Origin of the sequence: Streptomyces sp. V4I23, assembly GCF_030817975.1 — a bacterium.
Taxonomy (GTDB): domain Bacteria; phylum Actinomycetota; class Actinomycetes; order Streptomycetales; family Streptomycetaceae; genus Streptomyces.
Genome location: NZ_JAUSZW010000004.1, coordinates 4,956,382 through 4,981,414, shown reverse-complemented (window position 1 = coordinate 4,981,414; position 25,033 = coordinate 4,956,382). Strand labels below are relative to the sequence as shown.

The window sequence follows — 25,033 nt, the reverse complement described above, 5'->3', positions numbered from 1 at the left end:
GTGAGTTCACTGTCAATAAGGGCTTCGTCCTCCGCACCTAAACACGATCGGCCGCCGCCCGCTAGAGGGCGACGGCCGATACCCCTGTGACCTGCAGTTTTACGAATTACTTGGTCGACGGACCAACCTGGACCGTGATCGTCCGGCCGCTGCGCGGCCCCTTGACGATCGAAATCTTGGTGTTGGTGTCAGTTACCTTGACGCCCGCCGTCGGGTTCTCCGCGTACCAGTAGACGCCCTTGCGGTCGTCGAAGACGGAGGTGCCAGGCTGCGACGCCAGCGAGAACGGGACGCCCGCGTTGTGCAGCTGGAAGGCGTCCGTCCGGTAACGGCTGAACGTCGAGTCGAACGTCTGGATCTTGTTGCGCATCAGCGTGCCGTCGGCCCACTTCAGCGGCTTGGCGTGGGCGTCGACCGGAAGGACCAGCCCCTCACCCGGGTGGGCGCTGGTGTTGTTGTCCTTCTGGGAGGTGTCCCACTGCCAGATCAGCAGACCGTTCTGGTACGGGTAGTGCTCGACCCAGCCGTCCTTCGGCGCCTTCCAGCCGAAGTTGTACGGGCCGACCTTGAGGGTCTTGTCGTACGAGACGTACTGGCGGTTCTCCGCGATGTAGTACTGCTCGTACTCCTTGGTGAAGCCCTCACCGATGCGGGAGAAGCCCTTCGCGGTCCAGCCGGGGACCTCGCCCTCGGCGTTGTCCGAGAACAGCGGGGCGCCGTCGGCGTTGATCACGATGGAGTCGGCCGCGAAGCCCTTGCCCGCGACGCCGCCGTCCGTCTGGTAGCGGAAGCGGACGTCGACCTTCTTGCCCGCGTAGGCGTCCAGCGCGTAGACGAGCTTCTTGTGGCCCTCGGACGGGCCGGTCAGCGCCGGCTTGTCGCTCGCGTCGCGGGTGATGGCCTTGCCGTCGGCGGTGCCGTCCACCGGCGTCCAGTTGGCGCCGCCGTCCGTCGACACCTCGGCGTAGAGGTAGTCGTAGTCCGCCTCGATGTCCCACCAGCCGGTGAGCTCCAGCGTGGCCTTGGACTTGCCGGAGAGGTCGACCGTGCGGGCCAGGGTGTTCTTGAGGTCGTCACCCATGTCGCTCCACCACTGCCGGGAGCCCTCGGCGGGCTTCACGACATTGGTGGTGACCTTCTTCTTCGGCAGCTCGACGAGGAGCGCCTGCGGCTTCTTGGTGTTGTATTCGGCCACACCCAGCGTGTGGGTGGACTTCGTCGCCGCCTTGGCCTTGGTGTAGTTGAGCCAGCCCAGCTGCAGCTTGTCCCAGGCGGTCATGTCGCCGGGGAGGTCGCCGATGGAGTCCTTGCCGGTGCCCAGCCAGGAGCCGGCCGACATCAGGGTCCAGTAGCCGGTCGAGTTCTCGCCCTTGCCCGAGGTGTCGTAGTGGTCGGGCAGACCGAGGTCGTGGCCGTACTCGTGGGCGAAGACGCCGAGGCCGCCGTTCTCTGGCTGCACGGTGTAGTCGCCGACCCAGATGCCGGTGTCGCCGATCTGGGTGCCGCCCGCCTTGTTGTTCGCGGGGCCGGTCTTGCCCGCGTCGGTGCCGTACGCGTACCAGCGGTGGGCCCACAGGGCGTTCGGGCCCTCGGCGCCGCCGCCCGCGGACTCGTCCTCGCCGGCGTGGACGAACTGGAAGTGGTCGATGTAGCCGTCGGACTCGTTGAAGTCGCCGTCGCCGTCGTGGTCGTAACGGTCCCACTTGTCGTACTCGGCGAGCGTCGCCTTGATCTCGGCGTCCGACGCGCCCTTGGCCTTCTGGTCGGCGACCCAGGCGTTGACGCCGTCGCGGACGGCGTCCCAGGCGTTGGCGCAGTTGGACTGGCCGCAGTAGTTGGAGCCGTAACGGGCCTCGTTGTAGTCGACCTTGACCCAGTCGGAGACCATGCCGTCGACCGAGTAGCGGCCCGAGGAGGTCTTCTCGTAGTAGGTCTTCAGGGAGTGCTTCGGCTGCCCGTTCTCGTCCTTGCCGGTACCGAAGTAGAGGTCCTCGAAGTGCTTCTGGTTGTAGTCGGCCTGCCAGGCGGTCGAGTTGTCCTGCGACCGGTCGGGCTCGGCGATCTTGTTGTGCTGCGGGCCGGGTGTGCCGCCGTACTTCTTGACCGGGGGCTTGGGTCCGTCCGCGCCGTCCGGGTCGAACATCGTCGTGTCGTCGACCTTGTCGCCGAACTCCACGAGGATGGTGAAGATCTTGTCGGTCTTCTCCCGGGCGAGCTCGACATACTTCTTGTCGTCGAGCTTGACGACATTCGAGCCGCCGCGCTTCTGCACGGTGGCGTCGCCGGTTATCAGCTGCTCCATCGCAGCGTCGCGCTGCGCCTCCTGCTGCTTGCTGAAGGGGCCTTCGAGGTCGTGGTCGACATGGGCCTTGTGCGCGGCCGGGTCGTGGCGCTCGATGGCGGCCGGGTCCGACGACTTCTGGTCGGCCTGGGCGAAGGTGAACGCCGAGGCCGTCGCGGTCGTGGCGGCGAGCGCGACGACGACCGCGGACGCTCTGAACGTCCGTCGCTTGCTGGTCACTTGATGGTTCCTCCCCCGCGTCCCGTCGCCGCTGCGGACAGGAGTGTGGGGTCGTCCGCGCGCGCGGTGTACGCGTCTCAAGTGACGACATTTGACCGGAGTTGGAGAAGAAAAGACAGACCTTGACTTGAACAGACCAACTGCACTATGCAGGAGCGGAGTTCCGCTATCCGGACAGTGGCGATTCTGGACAAGGGGCGCGGATTTCCAGCCCCTCGGCCGGGAGGAATGACTCCGTGCGCCCCCCATGCACCGGCACCGTGGGTTAGGTCACGCTTACTGCCGGTTCCTCACGGGCATTCAGGATCGTAGAGTCTTGCGGCGGTGCGACTACCGGCCCCAAGTCTCTCCCCGCCCCTGCCCCGAGGACGGATACCGTGATGCCGCGTCCGACTGCCGCACAGTACGCCTACGGTTCGGCCACCGTCGTCTTCTCGACCGTCGCCCTGCTGCTGCTGACCCGCACGACGGACGGCATCGCCGTCGCCGCGATCGGCGTCCTCGCCCTCGCTCTCGGCCTCGCGGTCGCGCTCGCCCTTCCCGTGCGCCGTGTGACCGGGCCGTCCGGGGAGCGTGCCGCGTCCCGTGCGGCGGACCTCGTCGCGGCGGGCCGCAGGCCCGAGCCGACAGCCTCGGCCGCCGCCGACGGTCTGACCACCCGCATGCCGGCGCCCCGAGCCGGGGCAGGGGTCGCCGGGCACTCGCTACGCCGCTGAGACGACGATCGTCTTCCCCGCCTTGTCGTGCAGGCCCTGTTTGTAGGGCTTGTCGGTCAGCACGGTGATGAGGATGACGAGCCACCAGATGCAGTAGCAGCACACCAGTGCGGGCACCCACAGCACGATGGCACGCATCAGCGCGGAACTCGTGTCCGGCGTCCGCCCGTCGTCGAGCATCGCGACCCGCAGCTTCATCAGCCGCTTGCCCACGGTCTGGCCGTTCCTCTTCGTCATGATCGTGTCGTAACCGATGTACGCGACCAGGGAGATGAGCGTCCACAGCCACTGCCGGCCCGTGTTGACCTGGTCGGTGATCTCCTCCCAGTCGTCGCCTTGCGTGGTCACATCCCAGCCGCCGGTCAGCAGAGAGATCACCGCGAGGGGGATCGCGATGATCAGGATGTCGACGAGCCGTGCGACGAAGCGCTTGCCGAACTCGGCGAGCGGCGGCATTCCCGCGAGCGGATCCGCGCCGCCGTACGGACCGCCGCCGTACGGACCGCCGCCGCCGTACGGACCGCCGCCGCCGTACGGACCGCCGCCGCCGTAGGGGCCGCCGGGCGCGCCCGCGCCACCGCCGGGCGTGTCGTACGGGGAGCCGCCACCGGGCGGCGGGCCGCCCTGCCCCCCGGCCCCGCCGTACGGAGAACCGGGCGGCGGCCCCTGCCCCTCGCCGCCGCCCTCGCCGGGCGAAGGCTCCTGCGGCCTCTTGCGGAACGGGTCGTCATCGGGCGGCGGGCCGGGCGGCGGCTGATCGTTGCTCATGGGGGCAGTGCATACCGGCACAAAGGGCCTCGCAACGGCTCGCGCGCGTTCGGGGGAACGCGCGCCACACGGCGTACGAAGCGGATCAGCCGGTCACGAACGTGTGCGCCGCCTTGTCGTGCCAGCACTGCCGCCACGGGCGGTCGAACAGGCACCACAGCACATTGAGCACACCGAGGACGAGGACGCCCAGCACGCTGTAGACCAGCCAGCGGCGCAGCGCCGCACCGAACGTCGGCGGCTCGTGGGACTCGATGTCGAGCACCTTCACCCCGCACAGCTTCTTGCCCAGGGTGCGGCCCCACTTGGCGGTCGGCAGCGCCTCGTACAGCGCGCCGAGGACGAGGAGCGTGCCGAGGACGATGCCGAGCTGGCCCGCGGTGGTCCCGTCGATCAGCCAGACCGTGACCGTCTGTCCGGACAGCTTCGCCGCCTCGATCTTCTCGTCGATGTGGGCGAGCGCGCTCAGGACGACCGGGACCGCGACGGCGCCGACCAGCGCCCCGAGCACCAGCGTGTCGATCAGCCGGGCGGCGAACCGCTTGCCGAGGGACGCGGGCCGGGCGTTCGCCTGGGCCTGCGCGGCCGCCAGGAACGGGTCGTCGACCGGGGGCTTCCACGGCAGGACCGGCTGTCCGGCGTCGGAGGCCGGGGCCGACTGGGCGAGCTGGTGGACCTGCTGCGCCCACGAGGCGGCGCCGCCGCCGGGGCCGTTGGTGACGGGCGTCTGTGCGGCGGGGGCCTGGACGGCCGGTGCCTGCGGCTGCGGCGACCGCTGCTGCGGTGCGGGCGACGGGGCCTGGGGCTGTGGCTGTGACGGGGAAGGGAACGGGGACGGGGCGGGGACGCCCGGCTGCGGCTGCTTGGCGGGCGCGGCGGCTCCGGCTCCGGCTCCGGCTCCGGCTCCGAGCGAGCGGATCGTCATGGTGCCGTCGGGCTCTCCGCCGGCGGCCGGTCCGCCCGGCCGCTGCGCGCGGATGGTGACCGTGTGCTCGGCCGGCTGACGGCTCGCAGGGGCGTCGCCGGAGTCGTCGGCGCCGGGGCGCGGGGCGCCGATGCCGACGGTGCCGTCCGTCAGGGGCCCGTCGGCCGCGGACGGAGCGAGCGGGCGGGCGTCGCCGGGAGCGTCGCCGCGGCCGGTGCCGCTCTGCGGCGTGACCGATCGCATGCCGGGCAACTGGCCGCCGCTCGGGTCGACGGTTCCCGAGGGCTCGGCCGGCCGGCGCGGGTCGGACGCGCCCGCGCCGGAGGGGTCGGCGGCACGCGGGTCCTGGGCGCCGCCCCACGAGACGCGGTTGTCCAGGTCGCCGCCGAAGCCGGACTGGCGAGCGGCGTCCGCGTGCCAGGCGGACGCGGGTTCGGGGCGCGACGGTTCGGCGTCGGGCTCCTCGTCGAGGAAGACCGGGCCGGTCTCCTCCACGGCCGCCGGCGGGGGCGCGGGCGTCGCACGGGCGGGCGCGGGCGCCGCCGACGCGGGCGGCGCGGGCATCTCCTCGCCCGACTTGGGGGCGGGCCTGCTCGTACCGGGCACCCACGCGGCACCGTTCCAGTACCGGACATATCCGGGGATGGAAGGGTCCGGGTAGTAGCCGGGCGTGGGGCTGCTGTCGCCGGTTGCCGGGGTTGGCGCGCTCATCACCGTGGTCCCGTATCTCTTCGAGGCCTCAATTCAAGGCTCCACATCTATCAGACCCTCGCCCGCACCTGGGCCGGTCCTTCGGTAACGACCACTTTCCGGTAAGGGGGCGGTCACGGAAAGTTGTCACCCGAAGTCGCGTAAGAGCCGCGGGCGAAGCCCCTCTCCTCCTGTGAGGGCCGCTCCGGGCGGGCCCGACCGCAGCACAGGAGAGAGGAAGACGACGATGAAGAAGACCGTGGTGGAACGCGAACTGCAGGTGAATCTGGTGCTGTCGCCGGAGCGCAGCGTGCCCGTGCCGGCCCGGCTGACCTACCGCGCCGACGACCCGTACGCCGTCCACATCACCTTCCACATCGGCTCGGACCACCCCGTCGACTGGACGTTCGCCCGCGACCTCCTCGTCGAGGGGGTGTTCCGGCCGTGCGGCGGCGGTGACGTACGCGTGTGGCCGACGAAGTCCGGGGGCCGCAGCGTCGTCCTGATGGCGCTCAGTTCACCCGACGGCGATGCGCTGCTGGAGGCGTCCTCGGCGGTGGTGTCCGGGTGGCTGGAGCGGACCCTGAAGGTGGTGCCGCCCGGCTCGGAGACGGAGCAGCTCGGCATCGACGACGGCCTGGCCGAGCTGCTCTCCCCCACCAGGACCGAGGACGCGTAGCGGAGCGAGAGGGTGAGGTCTCAGAACAGCTTGCCGGGATTGAGGATCCCGAGCGGGTCGAAGGTGCGGCGAATGCCGCGCTGCAACTCCAGACCCACCGGCCCCAGTTCGCGTGCCAGCCATTCCTTCTTCAGCACGCCGACGCCGTGTTCGCCGGTGATGGTGCCGCCCAGCTCCAGACCGAGCGCCATGATCTCGTCGAACGACTCGCGGGCCCGCCGCGACTCGTCGGGGTCGAGGTGGTCGAAGCAGACGACGGGATGGGTGTTGCCGTCACCGGCGTGCGCGCAGACGCCGATGGTGAGGTCGTACTTGTCGGCGATCGCCGCCGTGCCGTCGATCATCTCGCCCAGCTTGGAGCGCGGGACGCAGACGTCGTCGATCATCGTCGCCGACTTGACGGTCTCCAGCGCGGTGAGGGACAACCTGCGCGCCTGGAGCAGCAGTTCGGACTCGGCGGCCGTGTCGGCGGGCACGACCTCGCTCGCACCCGCCGCCTCGCAGAGCGCCGCGACCGCGGCGAGGTCGGCGGCCGGGTCGGGGGTGTCGAAGGCACACAGCAGCAGGGCCTCGGTGGTCTCCGGCAGACCCATGTTGGCCAGCTTGTTGACCGCCCGGACGGTGGTGCGGTCCATGATCTCCAGCAGCGACGGAGTGTGGCCGCGCTCCATGATCGCGCAGACGGCATCGCAGGCGCTCGCCGCGGAGGGGAACTCGGCGGCGAGCACGAGCTGGGCGGGCGGCTGCGGCTTGAGCGCCAGCACCGCCTCGACAACGATGCCGAGACTGCCCTCGGAGCCCACGAACAGACGCGTGAGGTCGTAGCCCGCGACGCCCTTGGCGGTGCGCCGGCCGGTGGTCAGCAGCCTGCCGTCGGCGAGGACGACCGTCAGCCCGAGCACGTATTCGGCGGTCACCCCGTACTTGACGCAGCACAGTCCGCCGGACGCCGTTCCGATGTTGCCGCCGATGGTGCACATCTCCCAGCTGGAGGGGTCCGGCGGGTAGTACAGGCCGTGCTCGTTCACCGCGCGGGACAGCACCGCGTTGACGACCCCCGGCTCGACGACCGCGATCCGGTCGACCGGGTTGATCTCCAGGATCCGGTCCATCTTGGTCAGCGACAGCACGATGCAGCCGTCCGACGCGTTGGCCGCGCCCGACAGGCCCGTCCGGGCGCCCTGCGGCACCACGGGCACGCGCAGAGCGGTCGCGGTCCGCATCACGTGCTGGACCTGCTCGACGGTCCGGGGCAGGACCACGACGGCGGGACTGCCCGCGTCGCAGAAACTCGCCATGTCACGCCCGTACGAAGCGGTCACGTCCGGGTCCGTGATCAGTGCCTCGGCGGGCAGTCCGGCACGCAGCCGTTCCAGGAGATCGTCCATGATCCCAGCGTCGCACCGGGGGCCATCGGTGTGAACCCGTCTGCGTTCCCCTTCGCACAACCGAGTGTGTACTTCGTATGAGCTGCCCGCTGACGCACAGTGAGCGCCATGAAGAGCGAAACCCTGAAAAACGCCGCTGTCAGCACGCTGGTCGGCGCGACGCTGGTCACCGGGGTGATCCTGCTCGCGCCCGGGTGGGGGGAGGAGACGAGTACCGGGCCGGTCACCCAGCGGTCCGCGGTCCGCGCGGTGGCCGCTGCCGGTGCGGGCGCGCCGGCCGCGCCGGCGGATCTGAAGGCGCTGATCAGCGACTACGAGAACTGGCTGCGCCGCTATCCGAGTGACGGGCCGTCATGGGCGGCGCTCGGCGCGGCCTACGTGGAGCGGGGCACGCGGTTCGCGCGGCCGCAGGACTTCTCGAAGGCGGAGAAGGCGCTCAGACGCTCGATGGAGCTCAGGACGGCGAAGGAGCGGGACGACGTCCGCGCGCTGGTGGGGACGGCGGCGCTCGCCAACGCCCGGCACGACTACGTGACCGCACGCACCTGGGGCGAGCGGGCCCGCAGCCAGGCCCCGAAGGCGTGGACGGTGTACCCGGTGCTCGTCGACGCCTACACCGGGCTGGGGAACCTCGAGGCCGCCGGCAAGGCGATGGACACGCTGCAGGAACTGCACTCGGGGCCTCAGGTGAAGGACCGCGAGGCGCAGCTCTACCGGGACAGGGGCTGGCGCGAGGACGCCGCGGCCCTCGCGTACGACGCGACGGTTCGGGCCGGCACGCGCCACGAGAAGGCCGTGGCGCTCGTGCGGCAGGGTGATCTGGCCTGGGAGCGGGGCGAGGCGGCCGAGGCCGTGGACCACTACGACGCGGCGCTGGCGGCCGACCCCGGCAGCCACCGGGCCCTGGCGGGACGTGCCCGCGCCCTGGTGGCACTGGACCGCACGGATGAGGCGCAGCGGGACTACGAGGAGGCGCTCGACATGGCGCCGCTGCCGGAGTACGCGCTGGAGGCGGGCGAGTTGGCCGAGTCGCTCGGCATGGACGGGGACGCGGCGACCCAGTACGCCCGGGTGCGGACCCTGGTCGAGGAGGCACACGCCCACGGGGTCGACGGGGACCTGGTGCTGGCGCGGTACGAGGCGGACCACGGCGACCCGGAGTCGGCGGTGCGGCGCCTCCAGGACGAATGGTGGCGCGGCCACCGCAGCGTGCACGTCGCGGACGCGATGGGCTGGGCGCTGTACCGGGCGGACCGGGCGGAGGACGCGCTGCCGTTCGCGAAGCTCGCGACGAGGCAGGAGGCGCGGAACGCGCTGTTCTCGTACCACCGGGGCGAGATCGAGCAGGCACTCGGCGACGAGGGGCGGGCGCGCCGGTACATGGAGGAGGCGCTGCGCACGAACCCGGACTTCTCGCCCCTGTACGCGCCGGCGGCCCGCGAGGCGCTGGAGGCGCTGGGCGAGCCGTCGGCGGGGGGTCCGGTGGACGTGGACGGGGACGGGCTGCCGGACAAGGAGCCGTGGGAGCCGCCGGCGGTGCCGCCGGCTGCGGCCGCGGGGACGGGGGTGCCGTCGGCGGGTCCGTCCTCCGCTCCGTCGGCGGGGCCGTCCACGGGTCCGTCCGCGGGGGCGTCTGTGGCGCCTTCGCAGCCGGTGGCGCAGCCGTCGGTGCCGGCGCCGGCCTCGCCCTCGTGGTCACCCTCGGCGTCGGCGTCGGCCTCGCCGGGGGTGGTGTCGGTGGAGCCCTCGCCGCGGGTGTCCGGGGCGGGTTGATCTCCCCCACCCCGCCATCCCCCTACGGCCTGGCGGCCGTGGGCGGTACCCCGATCCCGAAACCGGGGCAGGCCCCGGGACCCCCGTACCGCGCTCCGCGCGGTGTCCTCACACGCCGGACGGGCTGAAAACTGCCTGGGAGGGGTGCTCACTGCGCTGCCGGGCCATGGACGCCCTCGTCGTGATGAGCACCGCCTCCCCGGTCGGGGTGACCTACACCACGCAGGATCCCGTGCCGGTCGACGCCCTGCACGACTGGTTCGAAGCCCAGCTCGGCGACCACGGCGCTCATGCCGAGTCCGGCCATTGAACCGGCTGCCCGGCCCTGACAGGGCTCGGAACCGGGCAGCCCGGCGCGTGCGGCGCGGGGGCGCGCCGCCGCGCCGGGCGTGGGCTACAGGTTGCCGCGCTTCGCCTGCTCGCGCTCGATCGCCTCGAACAGCGCCTTGAAGTTGCCCTTGCCGAAGCCCATCGACCCGTGTCGTTCGATCATCTCGAAGAAGACCGTCGGGCGGTCCTGGACCGGCTTCGTGAAGATCTGCAGCAGGTAGCCGTCCTCGTCGCGGTCCACGAGGATCTTCAGCTCGCGCAGCGTCTCGACCGGCACCCGGGTCTCGCCGGCCCACTCGCCGAGGGTGTCGTAGTACGAGTCGGGCGTGTCGAGGAACTGGACACCGGCGGCCCGCATGGTGCGCACGGTGGCGACGATGTCGTTCGTGGCGAGCGCGATGTGCTGGACGCCGGCGCCTCCGTAGAACTCCAGGTACTCGTCGATCTGCGACTTCTTCTTCGCGACCGCGGGCTCGTTGATCGGGAACTTCACCTTCAGCGTGCCGTCGGCGACGACCTTCGACATCAGGGCGGAGTACTCGGTGGCGATGTCGTCACCCACGAACTCCTTCATGTTGGTGAAGCCCATGACCTTGTTGTAGAACGCGACCCACTCGTTCATCCGGCCGAGCTCGACGTTGCCCACGCAGTGGTCGATCGCCTGGAAGGTGCGCTTCGCCGGCGGCTCGACGATCGGGTCCGCGGCCACGAAGCCCGGCAGGTAGGGCCCGTCGTAGTCCTTGCGCTCGACGAGCGTGTGGCGGGTGTTGCCGTAGGTCGCGATGGCGGCGAGGACGACGACCCCGTGGTCGTCCTTGACCTCGTACGGCTCGGCGATGCCCGTCGCACCGTGCTCGACGGCGTACGCGTAGGCCGCACGCGCGTCCGGAACCTCGATGGCGAGGTCGACGACACCGTCGCCGTGCGCGGCGACGTGGTCCGCGAGGAAGCGGCCCCAGTCAGTGGACGCCTTGATCACGGACGTGAGGACGAAGCGGGCGGCGCCGTTGGCGAGGACATAACTCGCGGTCTCGCGGCTGCCGTTCTCCGGACCGGAGTAGGCGACGAGCTTCATGCCGAAGGCCGTGGAGTAGTAGTGCGCGGCCTGCTTGGCGTTGCCGACGGCGAAGACGACCGCGTCCATTCCCTTCACCGGGAAGGGGTCTGCCTTGCGCGCGGTCTCCGGGGTGTGATCGATGGTCATCGAGTTATCTGCCATGACAGCAGGCTCCCCCTGGGCCGCAAGGTGCGCAATAGTTTGCGTATCGACTGGACAATCTGACCAGCCGATCGGGCCGACTGTCGGGCGTTGTGTACAGGATGACCATTGGGGAGGCGTCATGGCGATCGATCATCTGGACGGGCGGCTCATCGTGCTGCTGGCACGGGAGCCGCGCATCGGGGTGCTGGAGGCATCGCGGCGGCTGGGGGTCGCGCGCGGCACCGTGCAGGCGCGCATGGACAGGCTCCAGGCGAACGGCGTGATCAGGGGCTTCGGGCCGGACGTCGACCCCGCGGCGCTGGGCTATCCCGTGACGGCGTTCGCCACGCTGGAGATCAAGCAGGGACAGGGCTCCGACGTACGGGCGCATCTGGCGACGGTCCCCGAGGTCCTGGAACTGCACACGACCACGGGCCACGGCGACATGCTCTGCCGGCTCGTCGCGCGCTCCAACGCCGACCTCCAGCGGGTGATCGACCGGGTCGTGGGTTTCGAGGGGATCGTGCGCGCGTCGACGGCGATCGTCATGGAGAACCCGGTGCCGCTGCGGATCATCCCGCTGGTGGAGCAGGCGGCGGAGGACCCGGCCGACAGGTGACCCGGGGCACGGCGCCGACGCTGCAAAGGAGTCATTGCAAAAAAAGCGTTGCAAGGATTTCTTTGCAACGCTACCTTTGCATGCATGAGCGAGCCCCCGGCACCCAAGGTCCGCACCCTCGACCCGCACTCGCTGCGCGGTCTGGCCCATCCCCTGCGTATGCGCCTGCTGTCGTCGCTGCGGCACGACGGCCCGGCCACCGCGTCACAGCTGGCGGAGAAGTTCGGCGAGTCGAGCGGCGCCACCAGTTACCACCTGCGCCAGCTCGCCGCCCACGGCTTCGTCGAGGACGACCCGGGGCGCGGCAAGGGCCGGGAGCGCTGGTGGAAGGCGGCGGAGGACGGGACACGCTTCGACGACACCCTGTTCGCCGATCCGGACCCGGCGGTGCGCGGCGCGGCCGACCTGTTCATCCACGAGGTCGCGACCCAGCACACCCAGGAGGTCGCCACCTGGCTCGGCACCCGGCGCGACTGGCCCGAGGAGTGGCGGCGCGGCTCCGACCTCAGCGACTTCACGCTGCGGCTGACCGCCGCGCAGGCCGTCGAGCTCAACGAGAAGATCCACGCGCTCATCCAGAACTACCGGGACCTCGCACCGCCCCCCGGCACCGAGGGCGTCGCCCAGGTCCGGCTGCACACGCACGCATTCCCACGCGCCACCGACTGAGGGGACCGAAGGACATGCACGCCGACATACACCTGAGACTGCACGACCTGCGCGCCGAGGAGCTGCGCGCGGAAGCCGCCCGCCATGTGCCGCGCGAGCGTCTGCGGACGCAACTCGGCTGGGTCTTAGTCGAGTTGGGGCTGCGACTGCTGCGCCAGCCGCCCGGCTGCACCGGGCCGAGGGCCCGTCTCGCATGAGCGGGCAGGGGGGAACAGAAGCCGGCCGGCGGCGCGACCGCCGGCCGCTGGCCGCCGTCCTGGCGGCCAACGCCGTGTCCATCAGCGGCAATTCACTCACTCTCATCGGGGTCCCGTGGTTCGCCCTGGAGACCACGGGCAGCCCCGCGAAGGCCGGACTGGTCGCCTTCTGCGCGACCCTCCCGGTGGTCGTCTCGGCGATCACCGGCGGCCCGGTCATCGACCGCGTCGGCCGCCGCCGCGTCAGCGTCGCCACCGACCTGGTCTGCGCCGTCGCGCTCGCCGCGATCCCGCTCCTGCACCATGCGGGCGCGCTGCGGTTCTGGATGCTGTGCGCGCTGATGGCCGTCACCGGCCTGTTCCACGCGCCCGGCGAGACCGCGCGCCATGTCCTGGTGCCCGACCTCGCCGAGCGGGCCGGTACGAGCCTGTCTCGGGCCGCAAGCCTGTTCGACGCGGTCTCGCGCGGCGCGCGGATGACCGGGGCGGCGCTGGCCGGCGTACTGATCGCGCTGATCGGCGCGGAGGCCGTCCTTTACGTGGACGCGGCGACGTTCTGCGGCTCGGCGCTGCTGGTCTCCGTCGGCCTGCGCGGCCTGCGCGCCGCCGAGCCCCTGCGGAACGCGCCCCGCATCTCCTTCGCCGCCTACCGGGCCGAACTGCGGCAGGGGTACGCGTTCCTGCTGCGCAGCAGGCTGCTGCTCGGCGTCGTCCTGATGGTGATGCTCACCAACGGCCTCGACCAGGGCTGGAGTTCGGTCCTGCTGCCCGTGCACGCACGCGAGAATCTGGGCGGCGCACGCGATCTCGGCCTGCTCGTCGCCGTCTTCGGCGGCTGCGCGCTGCTCGGCGCCCTGCTGTACGCAGCGGTCGGGCACCGTTTCCCGCGGCGCGTCCTGTTCACGGTCGCGTTCCTGCTGTGCGGGCTGCCGCGGTTCGTGGTGGCCGCGCTGGTGGACGGGACTCCGCCGCTCGCCGCCACGATGGCGGTCGGCGGGCTGGGGGCGGGCATGCTCAACCCGATCCTGACGACCGTGATCTACGAGCGGATCCCCGAGGAGCTGCGCAGCCGGGTCGCGAGCACGACGACGGCCGGGGTGCTGATGACGATGCCGCTCGGCGGTCTGGCGGCCGGCTACCTGGTCGAGCGGGCCGGACTCGCGACGGCGCTGCTGGCCCTCGGCGGGCTGTACTTCCTGGCGACGCTGGCACCGGCCGTGTTCCCGTCCTGGCGGGAGCTGGACCGAACGGACGCGGACGCGGGCGACAAGGACACGGGACAGGGCACGGACGGACCGGGCTCGGACGGACCGGGCTCGGACGGACCGGGCGGGGCCGTGACGGACGACGCCGTGGGCGTCAGCAGCTCGGGACCTTGCCGCCCCGGTCCAGCGCCCGCAGGGAGTTCACCGCGCCTTTGAGCGTGGTGACGGGGATCAGACGCATCCCGGAGGGCAGTTCCGCCTGGGCGTCCGCGCACTCGTCCTTCGGGACCAGGAACACGGTCGCGCCGTCCCGCTTGGCCGCCTGGGTCTTCAGCGACACGCCCCCCACCGGGCCGACCTTGCCGTCGGCGGTGATCGTGCCCGTACCGGCGATGCTCCGGCCGCCGGTCAGGTCGCCGCCCGCGCCGTCGCCGTCGATCTTGGCGACGATGCCGAGGGAGAACAGCAGCCCGGCGCTGGGCCCGCCGACGTCGGCCAGGTGCAGCGAGACCTTCACCTTCGCGGGGTCCTCACCGAGATGGCCGAGGGCCGCGCGGGTGGCGACGTTCTGCGACTGCTCCATGTCGCGGACGTTGTGCCGCTCGATCTCCCGGTCGGACTTGCCCGCCGGGTAGACGGCGTCGCGGGGCAGCACCGCGCGGTCCGTACGGAACCACCCGTCGACGACATCGCCGATACCGACGTCGGCGGACGGACCGCTCGCCACGATCGTCGTCATGCGCAGGGCGCCCTCGGTCTCGCGCGTCGGAGCGCCGGAGATCGTGATGATCTGCCGCCCCTGGTCCTTGCCGAGCACGTCCGCGGTCATCCCGGGCTGCGCGACGACGTACGGCAGCGGCGCGAGCCCGGCGACGGCGAGCAGCGCGACGACGGGCAAGGCGCAGACGGCGAGGGCGCGGGGGCGCGTGAGACTGGAGAGCACGGTGCCAATCTATCTGCCCGTGCTCCCCCGCCCCCGCCGGGCGGGGACGCCCCTGGGGAAGGTCCGTCAGCGCAGGGCGTCCGCGACCTCGCGCGCCGCGTCCAGTACGCGCGGACCCACCCGCTCCGGAACGGCGTCGGCCAGCATCACCACACCGACGCTCCCCTCTATCCCGGTCACGCCCACGAGCGCCGCGGCCGCGCCGCACGCGCCGGCCTCCAGCTCGCCGTGCGTGAGGGTGTAGCCGGGCTCCGCCTGACCGTTCTGGCGCGCGGCGAGAATGGCCTTGCCGGCCGCCCCGCGGTCCAGCGGATGCCGGAAGCCCGCCCGGTAGGCGACGTGGTAGTCGGTCCAGGTCGGTTCGACGACGGCGACCGCGAGGGCATCGGCGCCGTCGACCAGGGTGAGGTGGGCGGTCGCCCCGATGTCCTCGGCGAGCGAACGCAGCGCGGGCATCGCCGCCTCGCGCACGAGCGGGTGCACCTGCCGGCCGAGCCGGAGCACGCCGAGGCCGACCCTGGCCCGGCCGCCGAGGTCACGTCGGACCAGGGCGTGCTGCTCGAGGGTGGCGAGCAGGCGGTAGACGACGGTGCGGTTGACGCCGAGTTTGTTGGACAACTCGGTGACGGTCAGCCCGTGGTCGGTATCGGCGAGCAGCTTGAGGACACGAAGTCCCCTGTCGAGCGTCTGGGAGGTTTCCGCGGTCACGACGCCCTCTCTTTCGGAGTGAGTGACGGCGGTCCTCGAAGAGATGTCGCGACACCGGTCCCATCGGCGACGCACCCAGAGGCCGCCGGCAGGCCATGGCGCACCGACTGCGCTCCGCGGCGGCGCTGCCACGGGGCGTTTGCATTGCGGGGACATTAGCGACCGGCACCGCTCAGCGGAAGGGCTCGTCCAGAATCCGGGCGATCTTCCGCCGACGACGGGCTTTTGGTCCCCATACGGGACCTGGGAAAGGTGGAGGCGGCGGCCCCGGGGGGCCGGGGCGGTGAAAGTGCGCGTGCGGGCGCCGTTGCGGTCGCGGCTGCGCGTGCGGGCGAGGTCGATCGCCTTTGCGCGTACGGGCGAGGGTGCGGTTGCCGTTGCGGTTGTGAGCGGGGTCACCGCATCCGCGTCGCCCACTCCTGCACCTTCTTGATCCGCTCGCGGATCTGCCCGGCCGTGGCCTCCGCGCTCGGCGGCCCGCCGCACACCCGGCGCAGCTCGGTGTGGATGACGCCGTGCGGTTTGCCGCTCTGGTGCACGTACGCGCCGACCATGGTGTTCAGCTGCTTGCGCAGCTCCAGCAGCTCCTTGTGGGAGACCACCGGGCGCCGCTCGGCCGGCAGCTCCAGCAGGTCGGCCTCCTCGTCGGGCTTCTTGCGGCTGTGCGCGATCTGCCGCGCCTGCCGCTTCTGCAGGAGCAGTTGCACCTGGTCGGGTTCGAGCAGACCGGGGATGCCGAGGTAGTCCTGCTCCTCCTCGCTGCCCGGGTGGGCCTGCATGCCGAACTCGGCGCCGTCGTACAGCACCCGGTCGAAGACGGCGTCGGACTCCAGCGCCTCGAAGGGCAGCATGTCCTGCTCGCCGGTGTCCTCGTCCTGCTGCTTCTCGGCCTCCGCCATCTCCTTCTCGGACTCGGCGTACGGGTCCTCCTCGCCGTCCTTCTTCGGCCGGTCGAGCACGTGGTCGCGCTCGACCTCCATCTCGGAGGCGAAACCGAGGAGGTTGGGAATCGTCGGCAGGAACACGGACGCGGTCTCGCCGCGGCGCCTGGACCGTACGAAACGGCCCACGGCCTGCGCGAAGAACAGCGGCGTCGAGATGGTCGTCGCGTACACGCCGACAGCCAGGCGCGGCACGTCGACGCCCTCGGACACCATGCGGACGGCGACCATCCAGCGGTCCTGGTTGCCGCTGAACTCCTCGATGCGCTGGGAGGCCGCGGCCTCGTCGGAGAGCACGACGGTGGCCCTGGTGCCGGTGATCTCGCGGATCAGCTTGGCGTACGCGCGGGCCGAGTCCTGGTCGGAGGCGATGACGAGCCCGCCCGCGTCCGGGATGCCCTTGCGGACCTCGGTCAGCCGCTGGTCGGCGGCGCGGAGCACGTTGGGCATCCAGTCGCCGCGGGGGTCGAGCGCGGTACGCCACGCCTGCGAGATCGCGTCCTTGGTCATCGGCTCGCCGAGCCGGGCGGCCACCTCGTCGCCGGCCTTGGTGCGCCAGCGCATGTTGCCGCTGTAGCTGAGGAAGATCACGGGCCGGACGACGCCGTCACCGAGCGCGTTGCCGTAGCCGTACGTGTAGTCGGCGGCGGAGCGCCGGATCCCGTCGTTCCCTTCCTCGTACGTCACGAAGGGAATGGGATTGGTGTCCGAGCGGAACGGCGTGCCGGTGAGCGCGAGCCGCCGGGTGGCCGGCTCGAACGCCTCCAGACACGCCTCGCCCCAGGACTTGGAGTCACCGGCGTGGTGGATCTCGTCGAGGATGACGAGCGTCTTGCGCTGCTCGCAGCGGTTGCGGTGCAGCATGGGCCGCACGCCGACACCGGCGTAGGTGACAGCGACCCCGTGGTACTCCCTGCTCAGCGGGCCGGCGCTGTACTCCGGGTCCAGCTTGATCCCTACCCGCGCCGCCGCGGCCGCCCACTGCTTCTTCAGGTGCTCGGTCGGCGCGACGACCGTCACCTGTTGCACGACGTGGTGGTGCAGCAGCCAGGAGGCGAGGGTCAGCGCGAAGGTCGTCTTGCCGGCGCCGGGCGTGGCGACGGCGAGGAAGTCGCGCGGCTGCTCCTGGATGTACTTCTCCATGGCGCCCTGCTGCCAGGCACGCAGCTTGCTGGCCGTGCCCCAGGGGGCACGGCCGGGGAAGGCGGGTGAGAGGTGGTGGGAGGCGGTAGTAGTCACGGTCTCCGGTTCACGGGACGGGGGGGCTCTGGTACGACAACCGGGCCACCCTATCGGTGGCCCGGCCGTCGTCCGGACGACGCGACGCCGTGACCACGCCGGGTGCGACTCAGCTCACAGCACGCGCCGCGAGCTGACGCAGCCGGCCCGCGATGCCGGCCAGGTCGTCCGCCGCTCCGGAGGCCACGTCGACGACGAGGTCGTACGCCGTGTCCTGGTCGGCGTCGGCGAGGTCGGCGCCGTTGAGGGCGAGGAACGTGACGGCGGCGAGCCAGGCCGTGCGCTTGTTGCCGTCGACGAAGGGATGGTTGGCGGCGATCGCGTGCAGCAGCGCCGCGGACTGCTCGTACAGGCCCTGGTGCGCGGACACGCCGAACATCCGGGCCCTGGGCCGGAGTACGGCGGATTCGAGCAGGCCCGGTGCGCGCAGCCCCGGCGGCGTCCCGCCAAAGGCGAGCGTCGCGATGCCGGTCACCTCGGCGACCGTGAGGTGTCGTGTCACTCGCCCAGCCTCCTCAGGAGATCGGCGTGGTCCGCCGCGTACCGCGCCGCTACGGCGCGCACGAGCTCGCCCTCGGCGTGCAGGTAGTGGCGGACGGCCTCGGCGAGCAGGTCCTCGACAGCGGCGCCGCGGGCGTCGGCCAGGTCCCGCACGGCCTGCTGCTCGGGTTCGGTCAGGCGGACGGCGAACTCGTCTTTCGACTGCATGCCGTGATCGTAGAGAGCTCGGATCGCGGCCTCACGCGGATTTCACCCGCAACCGCGTCGCGACCCACGCCCCCACCAGCGCCACCCCCGCCATCGGGAGGAACACCGCGGCGAAGGCCGCCGGGTGTGACGCGGACGCGGCCGAGGCAGCGTGGGCGCCCACCGCGCCGCCGCCGAGTGCGGCGAACGCCGCACCGCCCGCCGCCAGCAGCATGATGTTCGACAGGGCGTCCGAGATCTGCAGCGCGGCCGAGTTCGTGCCCGCCTCCTCGGGGGCCGAGAGCTTGAACAGCAGCACGCTCGTCGAGCCGATCACGAGCCCCATGCCGAAGCAGCCGAAGCCCCACGCCACGCCCACGATCCACACGGGGACGGCGCCGATCAGCACGCTCGGCGCGGTCGCGATCGCCGCGGCGACCAGCAGCATGCCGAAGACGACCAGAGGTTCGCGGTAGGGCTCGGTCCGCGGCCGGGACTGCACGTACGAACCGAGCGCCCACGTCGCTCCGCCGACCGCGAGCGACAGGCCCGCCAGGGTCGGGGACAGCCCGCGCTGGGTGACGAGCATCAGCGGCACGAAGGACTCGGCGGCGATGAACGACCCCGCGGCGATGCCGCGCAGCAGGACGACGGACGGCAGCCCGCGGGCCGCCCGGTACGTCCCCTTGGGCAGGATGCCGAGAACGCACGGGACGAGCAGCACCGCGCCCGCCGCCGCGGGCAGCAACGACAGCGGGCGCAGGTCCTGGCCCGCGTACTGGAGCAGCCCCGCACCGAGCGCGATCCCGAGGGCCAGCCTGATCCGGCGCCGGTCGAACGGCGGCAGGGGCGCGGCGGCGTCCGCCGGCCCCGAGGCGCGCTGCCGGATCGCGGGCAGCGCGAGGGCGAGCGGTACGGCGACGAGCGCGGGGATGCCGAGGAAGACCCAGCGCCAGCCGAGCTGTTCGGTGACGGTGCCGGAGGCCAGCGGGCCCACCACGGACGGGACCACCCAACTCGCCGCGAAGGCCGCCATGATCGCCGGCTGGAGCCTTCCGGGATAGGCGCGGCTGACGACGACGTACAGGGCGACGATGACGAGACCGCCGCCCAGCCCCTGGACGGCACGGCCCACGACGAACACCCACATCGCGCCCGCCGTCCCCGACAGCAGCAGCCCGGCGGCCCAGGCGGTCATCCCGCCGGCGAGCGCGCCCAGCGGACCTCTGCGGTCGGCCCACTGCCCGGCGACGACCATGCCGAAGAGGCTGGTGGTGAAGTACGCGGAGAAGGCGAAGGCGTACAGCGGGATGCCGTGCAGTTCGCGCGCGGCCACGGGCATCGCCGTGCCGACGGCGGTCGCCTCGAAGGCGATCAGGAAGACGACGGAGACGATGCCGATGCTGAGCGCACGGTACGACGGACCGAGAACGCCCCCGCCGTCCGGTTCCCCGGGGCTGTGGGCTGGGTCGGCGGGCAGGTGCGTGACATCGGTGTCACGCGGTTCGGGGGCGGTCATGGGCTCCAGAGTAAGGGGCATGGCAGACCTTGGGCCCTGTCATTCGACGGGACCCGCCTGGTCCCTCGGTCGTACGACCCCGTACGACCGGGCGCGCGACCGTGAACGGCGTATGGCAGTCGCGTTGCGGCCCCGGCCACATGCTTGAGCGACCGCCCGAAATCCGCCTACGGTCGAGGAGTTGGAACGCACGGCCGTGTGCCCGAGTGGTTGAGGGGCTCGCCTGCAAAGCGAGTTACGCCGGTTCGATTCCGGTCACGGCCTCCGTACGCACGGATGGGCGGTGGCCGCTCCCCGAGAGGGGGCGGCCACCGCCGTGCGTACGGGCTAAGACCCGGACTCCGACAGAACGGGCTTCTCGGGCAGTCCGCCGTTGTCCTCGCACTTGAGCTGCTTCGCGACGGCGAGTGACGCGGCATGCACCACGGTCAGCCCGGCCTCGCGGTGCTCTTTCGAATCCTTCTCGAGGTCGCCTTCGAGGCGCAGAGAGCCGTGCACCCGTGCGGGACGTCCCTGAGAGCCCTTGAACGTCGGGCTGACGCACTCGAAGTACAGCCGGGCTCCTCGCGGGCCCGCCTCCGCCTCCGTGCCCATGCCGTAGGCCCGTTCACCCGCTGCCAGGCGACCGGTGCCGATGTCACCCGGTGCGTACAGCGAGAAACTGAGCTTGCCGTCGCCGCCGATGCCGCCGCTCCCCCTGGGGCTCAGCTCGCAGAGCTCCGTTGCGCGGGACCAGCTGCGGTCGCTCGCGTAGCCCTCCTCGAGAGACTCGACGACACGGCCCATGCCGCCAGGCCCCGTGCGATCGAATGAGGTGGCACCCATGACAGTCTCCACCGCCCCGGCCGCCGCCCCCTCGAACAGCCCGTCGCACAGCTCGTTGGTGGCGACATAGGGGCTTTTCTCCTCGGGCTCCTCACCGCACGCCGCGGTCCCGGCCCCGAGCAGCAGAACCAACCCGACGGCTCCCAGCGAGCGGCGGCTCATCCACGCAGATCCCACGTACCTTCTCCCTCGTTGCCCACGACGACGTCAGCCGGTCTCGGGGTCGTTGCCCTGCTGGTTCTCCCGGTCATTGCCGGTTCCGTAACCGATGCGCATGGATTCCTTCAGGTCTTGGCCGAATTCGCTGTTGAACTCGATGCCGTGGTACTGCAGGAACTTCTTCATCGGAGCCTCGGCCATGGCCTCGCCCCCGGAGAAGACCCTGGTCTTCTCCTCTCGGGTGAGGTCTTCGATCTTCTCCTTGTGCTCGTCGATCGACTTGTCCGAGACATCGCCTATCACCTGGCCGATGACCTGCTCCACCGCGCCACTCGCAGTATCGGTGGCCAGTGGGATCAGCACGGCCGCGGCGCCGACCGCGGCCGTCGCCGGAAGGAAAGCCACACCAGCTGCCAGAGCGGTCGTCGCGCCGAACTCGACCCAGCCGGCACGCTTCTGCACCGCCTTCTCGTACTCCTCGTGGGTCTTCAGGTTGGTCGCCTCGACCTGGTCGGCACGCGACTGGTCGAGCATTCCCTGCACCTCTGCCCCAGTGCCCACGGCCGAGCGCGCTCTGCCGGTGTCGATCTTGCCGTTCTCACCGACCTGACCCTCGAGCACGCTGGTCGTGTAGACCTCGTTGGCCTTGGAGACTGTGGCGTACGCGTCTGGATGCTGGCCGATCGCGCTGAGGAAGCCGCGCGCCGCGTCCCGCTCCAGGTTCGCGTGACCGTCCGGATTCTTGGTCGGGGCGAAGACACTGTCGGGGTTGCCCTCCTCCAGGGCCCAGTTGATGTCGTCGATGTACCCGGCGCCTATGTTGCCCATGCTGTCGGCCAACGCCTCCTGGTGCTTGAGCAGACCAGGGTCGGAGCCATACTTCTCGACGACGGCCGTCATCACCTCGGCCGTGGACGCATCGCGCACCGGATTCGGATTCGGGTCGTCCCACGGATAGCCGAGCGTCGCAGCCTCGAGCGCGTGCCCGAGCGCGTCCGGCATGTAGTTGACGGACCTCTCGAGCTCATCCGGATCCAGCGAGTCGACGTCCCCGTACGACTGCCACTTCTCGTTACCGAAGAAGTCGAGGTAATTCGCAATCCTGTTGCCGTCCTTGTCCTTCCCCAAGTCGGCAGTGGCACCCTTGTTGACAGTCCCGTCCTCGTTGTAGGCAGTTGGCGCGTCGGCGAAGAAATGCTTCGCCGCGTCAGGACTGTGCCCAAGTGCCTCCAGCATCGCGACTGTCGGGTCATATCCCGATCCGTTGACCCCGGACGGGTTGAACGGATTCTTGAACGGGCTGTTCACCTGCTTGTTCTCGGCGAACATGTAGGGGTCCTTCTGGTGCAACTGCGCCACGTGTTCGGCGATCGGGTTGAGGAACTTGGCGTCATAGTTCCCGTACCGCATGATGCCGCCGAGCAGTTGGTAACCGAAAGGACCGTTGTAGTCGTTCTTCGCCAGGGGAATGCGCTCGGTGCCGAGCTTGCGGAGTTCCGGCCCCCACTCGGCGGTGAAGTTCTTGTCCTGGGACGCCGTAGCGAGGTTGAGGCCAAGGTTCTTCTGGAGAGCCTGAACATCCTTGAGGCGCTCCTTGTCGACCTTGCCGTACTCGTAGGTGTCGGTTGAGAGCTGACCGAAGAATGCGAGAGTCTTCTCCGGCCCGAGTTTCTCGTAGAAGTTCTTCGAGAACTCCGGCGACTTGCTGTTGTCGTGCAACAGTTCGTTGAGCGCCTGCAGTTCGGTGTGCGTGATGTCCCGTCCCTTGGCTGCGAGGGCGGCTGCTCGGGCAGCTTCCTCTTGATCAAGGTTCTGGTACTTGGGCGCACTGAAGCTGGGGTCGTCGGTGACATTGGCCTCAAGGGCATGCTTCAGGGACTCATCGGTGTCGTTGCAGTTGTCGACGATCAGATCGATCTTTTTCTGCCACGCCTCGATCGATGCCTTCTGCTGTCGGAGGAGCTCAGGGTAGTCGGGGTCATGCCTCGCCGTATGGTCCTTCTCCAGGGGGTACCGCGCCGTCACCTTTCCCTTGGCGTCGACATGGATACCGGCCTTGGGGCCCTCTTCGTCCCGAATTACGATCAGGTCGTCCTTGGCCTTCTTGAAGGCCTTGTGCGCCTCTTCCAGGATCAGCTTGACACCCTTGGCCTCGGCTGCGGCATCTTTGAATTCCTTCGCCGTCTTGCCGATGAACCCCTTGGTCACCCCGGCGTTCTCGCCCTGCCAGTCCGCCTTGTCAGCCTTCGCCTTCATCCCGTCGTTGGCATCCTCGGCAAGCCGCTCCAACTTTGCGACCATCTCCGACCAGTCGTCCGCCGCGGCCTTCAATTTGCCCACGGGCGCATCGACGATGTCTTCATACTTCAGCACTTCCGCCCCCCAGGACTACTTCAAGTACTCATTGAGCTTGGAAACCGAGAGCAGGTCACCGGCGATCTGCACATCGTCCTTCGCGTGAGCGGACTTCGTGTAGTTGAGATGGTTGGAAATCTGCGCGCAAGCGTCGAGCAGCGTTTTAAGGTGCGTGTTCCATCGGTCGTGCACCTTCAGAACCGCCGATCCGCTGACGAAGTTGCCATTGGTGAGCGCGATGGCCGCATCGAAGGTGGACGGCCTGGCGTGATCACCATCCTTGGACAGTCGCGTTCGCAAGCCGTAGGCCTCATGACCAATGGCGCCCAAATTGTCCTGATTGACCGCCAGGTCCGCGTTGGCCGGTCCGTTCTGTGTCCCAGTGCCGCCTTCAACGCCGTTGAGTCGCATTTCGACCCGTTGCGTCGATTCCACGCGGAGTGCCGCCCATTCTGCATCGAAAGTCACGCATTCCCCCGATCTGAATTCTTCCCGCCATCGGCCGTCATGGACTTGCGCTCAACGGGCATACAGTAACTTGTGGCCTTTGATCTGGTACACGGCACGGCCATCCTCGCAATGAAGATGAACTGGAGTACGGCACCGGCCACGGATTCATCGCCGGCCCTGCACGAAACCTCTACGGAATCTCGCCAGGTCACCGCATCGCCGACCAGGCAATGCCGTAGAACCTGCAGGCCTCACTGCTGACGGCATCCTGATGGCACCCATGTCTCAGGGGGCACAAGGAACGACAGCGAGCAGGGTGACTCATGCCCGGGCGGACATCCTTCCGTGCGCCGGATCTGACCGTGCTCCAGCCCTCTGACCAACGCCCGCTCGGCATCGGCCCCTACTGCCTACCGCCTGCTCGTGCGCCTCGGCACGGCGGTATGGGCAGCCTCGAAGCCGACCCCCACGCACCATTGGGGATTCCCCTGTGCCGTCGGCCCGCGGCGAGCCTGTGCCGAGCGGTGGACCTGTGGCCCGACCACTCAGCCGTCGCTGGATAGGCTCCGGTGGTCATGATTATTGCTGGGGGGATTAGCAGATGGAACGAGCGCCTTCGGAACAGCCGCACGGGTATGCTCCGCGCCGGATCGGCCCGTACCACCTGATCACCCGCCTCGATGCGGTCGGCGCCGGTCAACCGGCGTTGCCCGAGCACCGGTTCGTCGCCCGCAGCGCCGACGGCGACCGGACGGTCCTGCTCAGCACCTCGCTCCACGGCGCCGACCCGGGGCGTTTCCTCGTCGAGGCCGAGGCGGCCCGCAGGCTCGCCGGCCCCTGGGTGCTGCCCGTCACCGAGGTCTCGCCCACGCCATCCGCGGCCTGGTACGCCTCCCCCTATCTGCCGGTGCTGCCGCTGCCTGTCGCCCTTGCGGTGCACGGAGGTCCGCTGCCGGAGCGGACCGTGCGGGCGCTCGGCACCGCGCTCGCCGAGGCTCTCGCGAGTGCGCACGCGGCTGGCGTCACCCACGCGGGCCTGTCCCCCGCCGCCGTACTGCTCGCCTGGGACGGCCCACGGCTCACCTGCTTCGGCGCGGCACGCACAGCGGCCCCCGACGGCGAGCAGCGCGCCGGGCTGCCCGGCCTGGATTCCGGCAGCCTGGCCCCGGAGGCGGGGGCAGGCGGACGCCCGCGTCCCGCGGGCGACATCCACGGCCTCGGCGCCGTCCTCGCGTACGCCGCCACGTGCCACACCGTGCCCGACTCCGCCGAACTGCCCGAATCCCTGCGCCCCTTGATCTCCCGCTGTCTGAGCCGCGACGCCGCGGCCCGCCCGACTGCTGCGGAGCTGGTGCTCGCGCTGCCGCCGGCCTCGTCCGCCCCGACGGCGACGGTCCTGGACTCGTCGGCGTCGCTGCTCGGCCCCGGCTGGCTGCCGGGCCGTGTCGTCGCGGCCCTCGCCCGTCAGTCCGCGGAGCTGCTCGCAGCTGAACTCCGCGTCCCTCAGACCACTACCAGGACCTGAC

General features: G+C 70.6%; 23 protein-coding genes and 1 tRNA gene. 10 read left to right on the top strand and 14 right to left on the bottom strand.

Annotated features, from left to right (window positions below; genetic code table 11):
- Window positions 1–106 precede the first annotated feature (106 nt).
- A complete protein-coding gene (locus QFZ82_RS24905; protein WP_307715276.1) occupies window positions 107–2,521 on the bottom strand; it encodes an immune inhibitor A domain-containing protein in 2,415 nt (804 codons plus the stop codon).
- Window positions 2,522–2,901: 380 nt separating this feature from the next.
- Here QFZ82_RS24905 and QFZ82_RS24900 point away from each other — a divergent pair, with 380 nt between their 5' ends.
- A complete protein-coding gene (locus tag QFZ82_RS24900) occupies window positions 2,902–3,237 on the top strand; it encodes a hypothetical protein (RefSeq protein ID WP_307715275.1) in 336 nt (111 codons plus the stop codon).
- Here the strand turns inward: QFZ82_RS24900 and QFZ82_RS24895 are convergent.
- Both QFZ82_RS24895 and QFZ82_RS24890 read right to left on the bottom strand, forming a co-directional pair.
- Complete coding sequence (locus QFZ82_RS24895; protein WP_307715274.1) at window positions 3,226–4,005, bottom strand: RDD family protein; 780 nt, start codon at window positions 4,003–4,005, stop codon at window positions 3,226–3,228. The two genes, QFZ82_RS24900 and QFZ82_RS24895, sit on opposite strands and share 12 nt — an antisense overlap.
- Window positions 4,006–4,090: 85 nt before the next feature.
- Window positions 4,091–5,641: an RDD family protein gene (locus QFZ82_RS24890; protein WP_307715273.1), complete on the bottom strand. Its 1,551-nt coding sequence runs from the start codon at window positions 5,639–5,641 to the stop codon at window positions 4,091–4,093.
- Window positions 5,642–5,867: 226 nt separating this feature from the next.
- On the opposite strand from QFZ82_RS24890, the gene QFZ82_RS24885 reads away from it, so the two are divergent.
- A complete protein-coding gene (locus QFZ82_RS24885) occupies window positions 5,868–6,299 on the top strand; it encodes an SsgA family sporulation/cell division regulator (RefSeq protein WP_307715272.1) in 432 nt (143 codons plus the stop codon).
- Window positions 6,300–6,319: 20 nt separating this feature from the next.
- Here the strand turns inward: QFZ82_RS24885 and QFZ82_RS24880 are convergent, their stop codons facing one another.
- Window positions 6,320–7,687 (bottom strand): FAD-binding oxidoreductase, encoded by a 1,368-nt coding sequence (locus QFZ82_RS24880; protein ID WP_307715271.1) that lies wholly within the window; start codon window positions 7,685–7,687, stop codon window positions 6,320–6,322.
- A 108-nt stretch (window positions 7,688–7,795) separates the two neighbouring features.
- On the opposite strand from QFZ82_RS24880, the gene QFZ82_RS24875 reads away from it, so the two are divergent.
- Together QFZ82_RS24875 and QFZ82_RS24870 are read left to right on the top strand one after the other, a co-directional pair.
- On the top strand, window positions 7,796–9,460 hold the full coding sequence (locus QFZ82_RS24875) for a lipopolysaccharide assembly protein LapB (protein WP_307715270.1): 1,665 nt from the start codon (window positions 7,796–7,798) through the stop codon (window positions 9,458–9,460).
- Window positions 9,461–9,626: 166 nt separating this feature from the next.
- Window positions 9,627–9,770 carry a hypothetical protein gene (locus QFZ82_RS24870; RefSeq protein WP_307715269.1) on the top strand — a complete coding sequence of 48 codons (144 nt, stop codon included), beginning with the start codon at window positions 9,627–9,629 and terminating at the stop codon, window positions 9,768–9,770.
- An 84-nt stretch (window positions 9,771–9,854) separates the two neighbouring features.
- Here QFZ82_RS24870 and hppD read toward each other — a convergent pair whose 3' ends face one another.
- Window positions 9,855–11,009 carry a 4-hydroxyphenylpyruvate dioxygenase gene (hppD, locus tag QFZ82_RS24865; protein WP_373429317.1) on the bottom strand — a complete coding sequence of 385 codons (1,155 nt, stop codon included), beginning with the start codon at window positions 11,007–11,009 and terminating at the stop codon, window positions 9,855–9,857.
- Window positions 11,010–11,130: 121 nt separating this feature from the next.
- On the opposite strand from hppD, the gene QFZ82_RS24860 reads away from it, so the two are divergent.
- From QFZ82_RS24860 to QFZ82_RS24845, 4 genes are all read left to right on the top strand, one after another.
- Window positions 11,131–11,610 carry an Lrp/AsnC family transcriptional regulator gene (locus tag QFZ82_RS24860; RefSeq protein ID WP_177152582.1) on the top strand — a complete coding sequence of 160 codons (480 nt, stop codon included), beginning with the start codon at window positions 11,131–11,133 and terminating at the stop codon, window positions 11,608–11,610.
- A gap of 84 nt (window positions 11,611–11,694) precedes the next feature.
- Window positions 11,695–12,279: a transcriptional regulator gene (locus tag QFZ82_RS24855; RefSeq protein ID WP_307715268.1), complete on the top strand. Its 585-nt coding sequence runs from the start codon at window positions 11,695–11,697 to the stop codon at window positions 12,277–12,279.
- Window positions 12,280–12,293: 14 nt separating this feature from the next.
- Window positions 12,294–12,476, top strand: a complete 183-nt coding sequence (locus QFZ82_RS24850) for a hypothetical protein (RefSeq protein WP_307715267.1) — start codon at window positions 12,294–12,296, stop codon at window positions 12,474–12,476.
- Window positions 12,473–13,897 (top strand): MFS transporter, encoded by a 1,425-nt coding sequence (locus tag QFZ82_RS24845; protein ID WP_307715266.1) that lies wholly within the window; start codon window positions 12,473–12,475, stop codon window positions 13,895–13,897. The genes QFZ82_RS24850 and QFZ82_RS24845 overlap by 4 nt, the downstream gene beginning before the upstream one ends.
- Here the strand turns inward: QFZ82_RS24845 and QFZ82_RS24840 are convergent.
- The 6 genes from QFZ82_RS24840 to QFZ82_RS24815 form a co-directional block, all read right to left on the bottom strand.
- Entirely contained in the window at window positions 13,836–14,624 is a 789-nt protein-coding gene (locus tag QFZ82_RS24840) for a S16 family serine protease (protein WP_307715264.1), read from the bottom strand. The two genes, QFZ82_RS24845 and QFZ82_RS24840, sit on opposite strands and share 62 nt — an antisense overlap.
- A gap of 66 nt (window positions 14,625–14,690) precedes the next feature.
- Window positions 14,691–15,332, bottom strand: a complete 642-nt coding sequence (locus QFZ82_RS24835; RefSeq protein ID WP_177152586.1) for an IclR family transcriptional regulator — start codon at window positions 15,330–15,332, stop codon at window positions 14,691–14,693.
- A gap of 395 nt (window positions 15,333–15,727) precedes the next feature.
- The gene (locus tag QFZ82_RS24830; RefSeq protein ID WP_307715263.1) at window positions 15,728–17,512 is read right to left on the bottom strand and encodes a DEAD/DEAH box helicase; all 1,785 of its coding nucleotides are present in this window, start codon (window positions 17,510–17,512) and stop codon (window positions 15,728–15,730) included.
- Between the two features lie 109 nt (window positions 17,513–17,621).
- Entirely contained in the window at window positions 17,622–18,014 is a 393-nt protein-coding gene (locus QFZ82_RS24825) for a type II toxin-antitoxin system death-on-curing family toxin (RefSeq protein ID WP_307715262.1), read from the bottom strand.
- Window positions 18,011–18,220, bottom strand: coding sequence for a hypothetical protein (locus tag QFZ82_RS24820; RefSeq protein ID WP_307715261.1), 210 nt, complete (start codon window positions 18,218–18,220; stop codon window positions 18,011–18,013). Before QFZ82_RS24820 ends, QFZ82_RS24825 begins: the two co-directional genes overlap by 4 nt.
- A 31-nt stretch (window positions 18,221–18,251) precedes the next feature.
- On the bottom strand, window positions 18,252–19,718 hold the full coding sequence (locus tag QFZ82_RS24815; protein WP_307715259.1) for an MFS transporter: 1,467 nt from the start codon (window positions 19,716–19,718) through the stop codon (window positions 18,252–18,254).
- A gap of 192 nt (window positions 19,719–19,910) precedes the next feature.
- Here QFZ82_RS24815 and QFZ82_RS24810 point away from each other — a divergent pair.
- Window positions 19,911–19,982, top strand: a tRNA-Cys gene (locus QFZ82_RS24810).
- A 63-nt stretch (window positions 19,983–20,045) separates the two neighbouring features.
- Here the strand turns inward: QFZ82_RS24810 and QFZ82_RS24805 are convergent.
- From QFZ82_RS24805 to QFZ82_RS24795, 3 genes are read right to left on the bottom strand one after another with little or no spacing between them, the layout of a single operon-like run.
- Entirely contained in the window at window positions 20,046–20,720 is a 675-nt protein-coding gene (locus QFZ82_RS24805) for a hypothetical protein (RefSeq protein ID WP_307715258.1), read from the bottom strand.
- A 30-nt stretch (window positions 20,721–20,750) separates the two neighbouring features.
- On the bottom strand, window positions 20,751–23,075 hold the full coding sequence (locus QFZ82_RS24800; protein ID WP_307715257.1) for a DUF6571 family protein: 2,325 nt from the start codon (window positions 23,073–23,075) through the stop codon (window positions 20,751–20,753).
- 15 nt (window positions 23,076–23,090) lie between these two features.
- On the bottom strand, window positions 23,091–23,468 hold the full coding sequence (locus QFZ82_RS24795) for a hypothetical protein (RefSeq protein ID WP_373429440.1): 378 nt from the start codon (window positions 23,466–23,468) through the stop codon (window positions 23,091–23,093).
- 640 nt (window positions 23,469–24,108) lie between these two features.
- Here QFZ82_RS24795 and QFZ82_RS24790 point away from each other — a divergent pair.
- Complete coding sequence (locus tag QFZ82_RS24790) at window positions 24,109–25,032, top strand: serine/threonine protein kinase (protein ID WP_307715255.1); 924 nt, start codon at window positions 24,109–24,111, stop codon at window positions 25,030–25,032.
- Window position 25,033 lies beyond the last annotated feature (1 nt).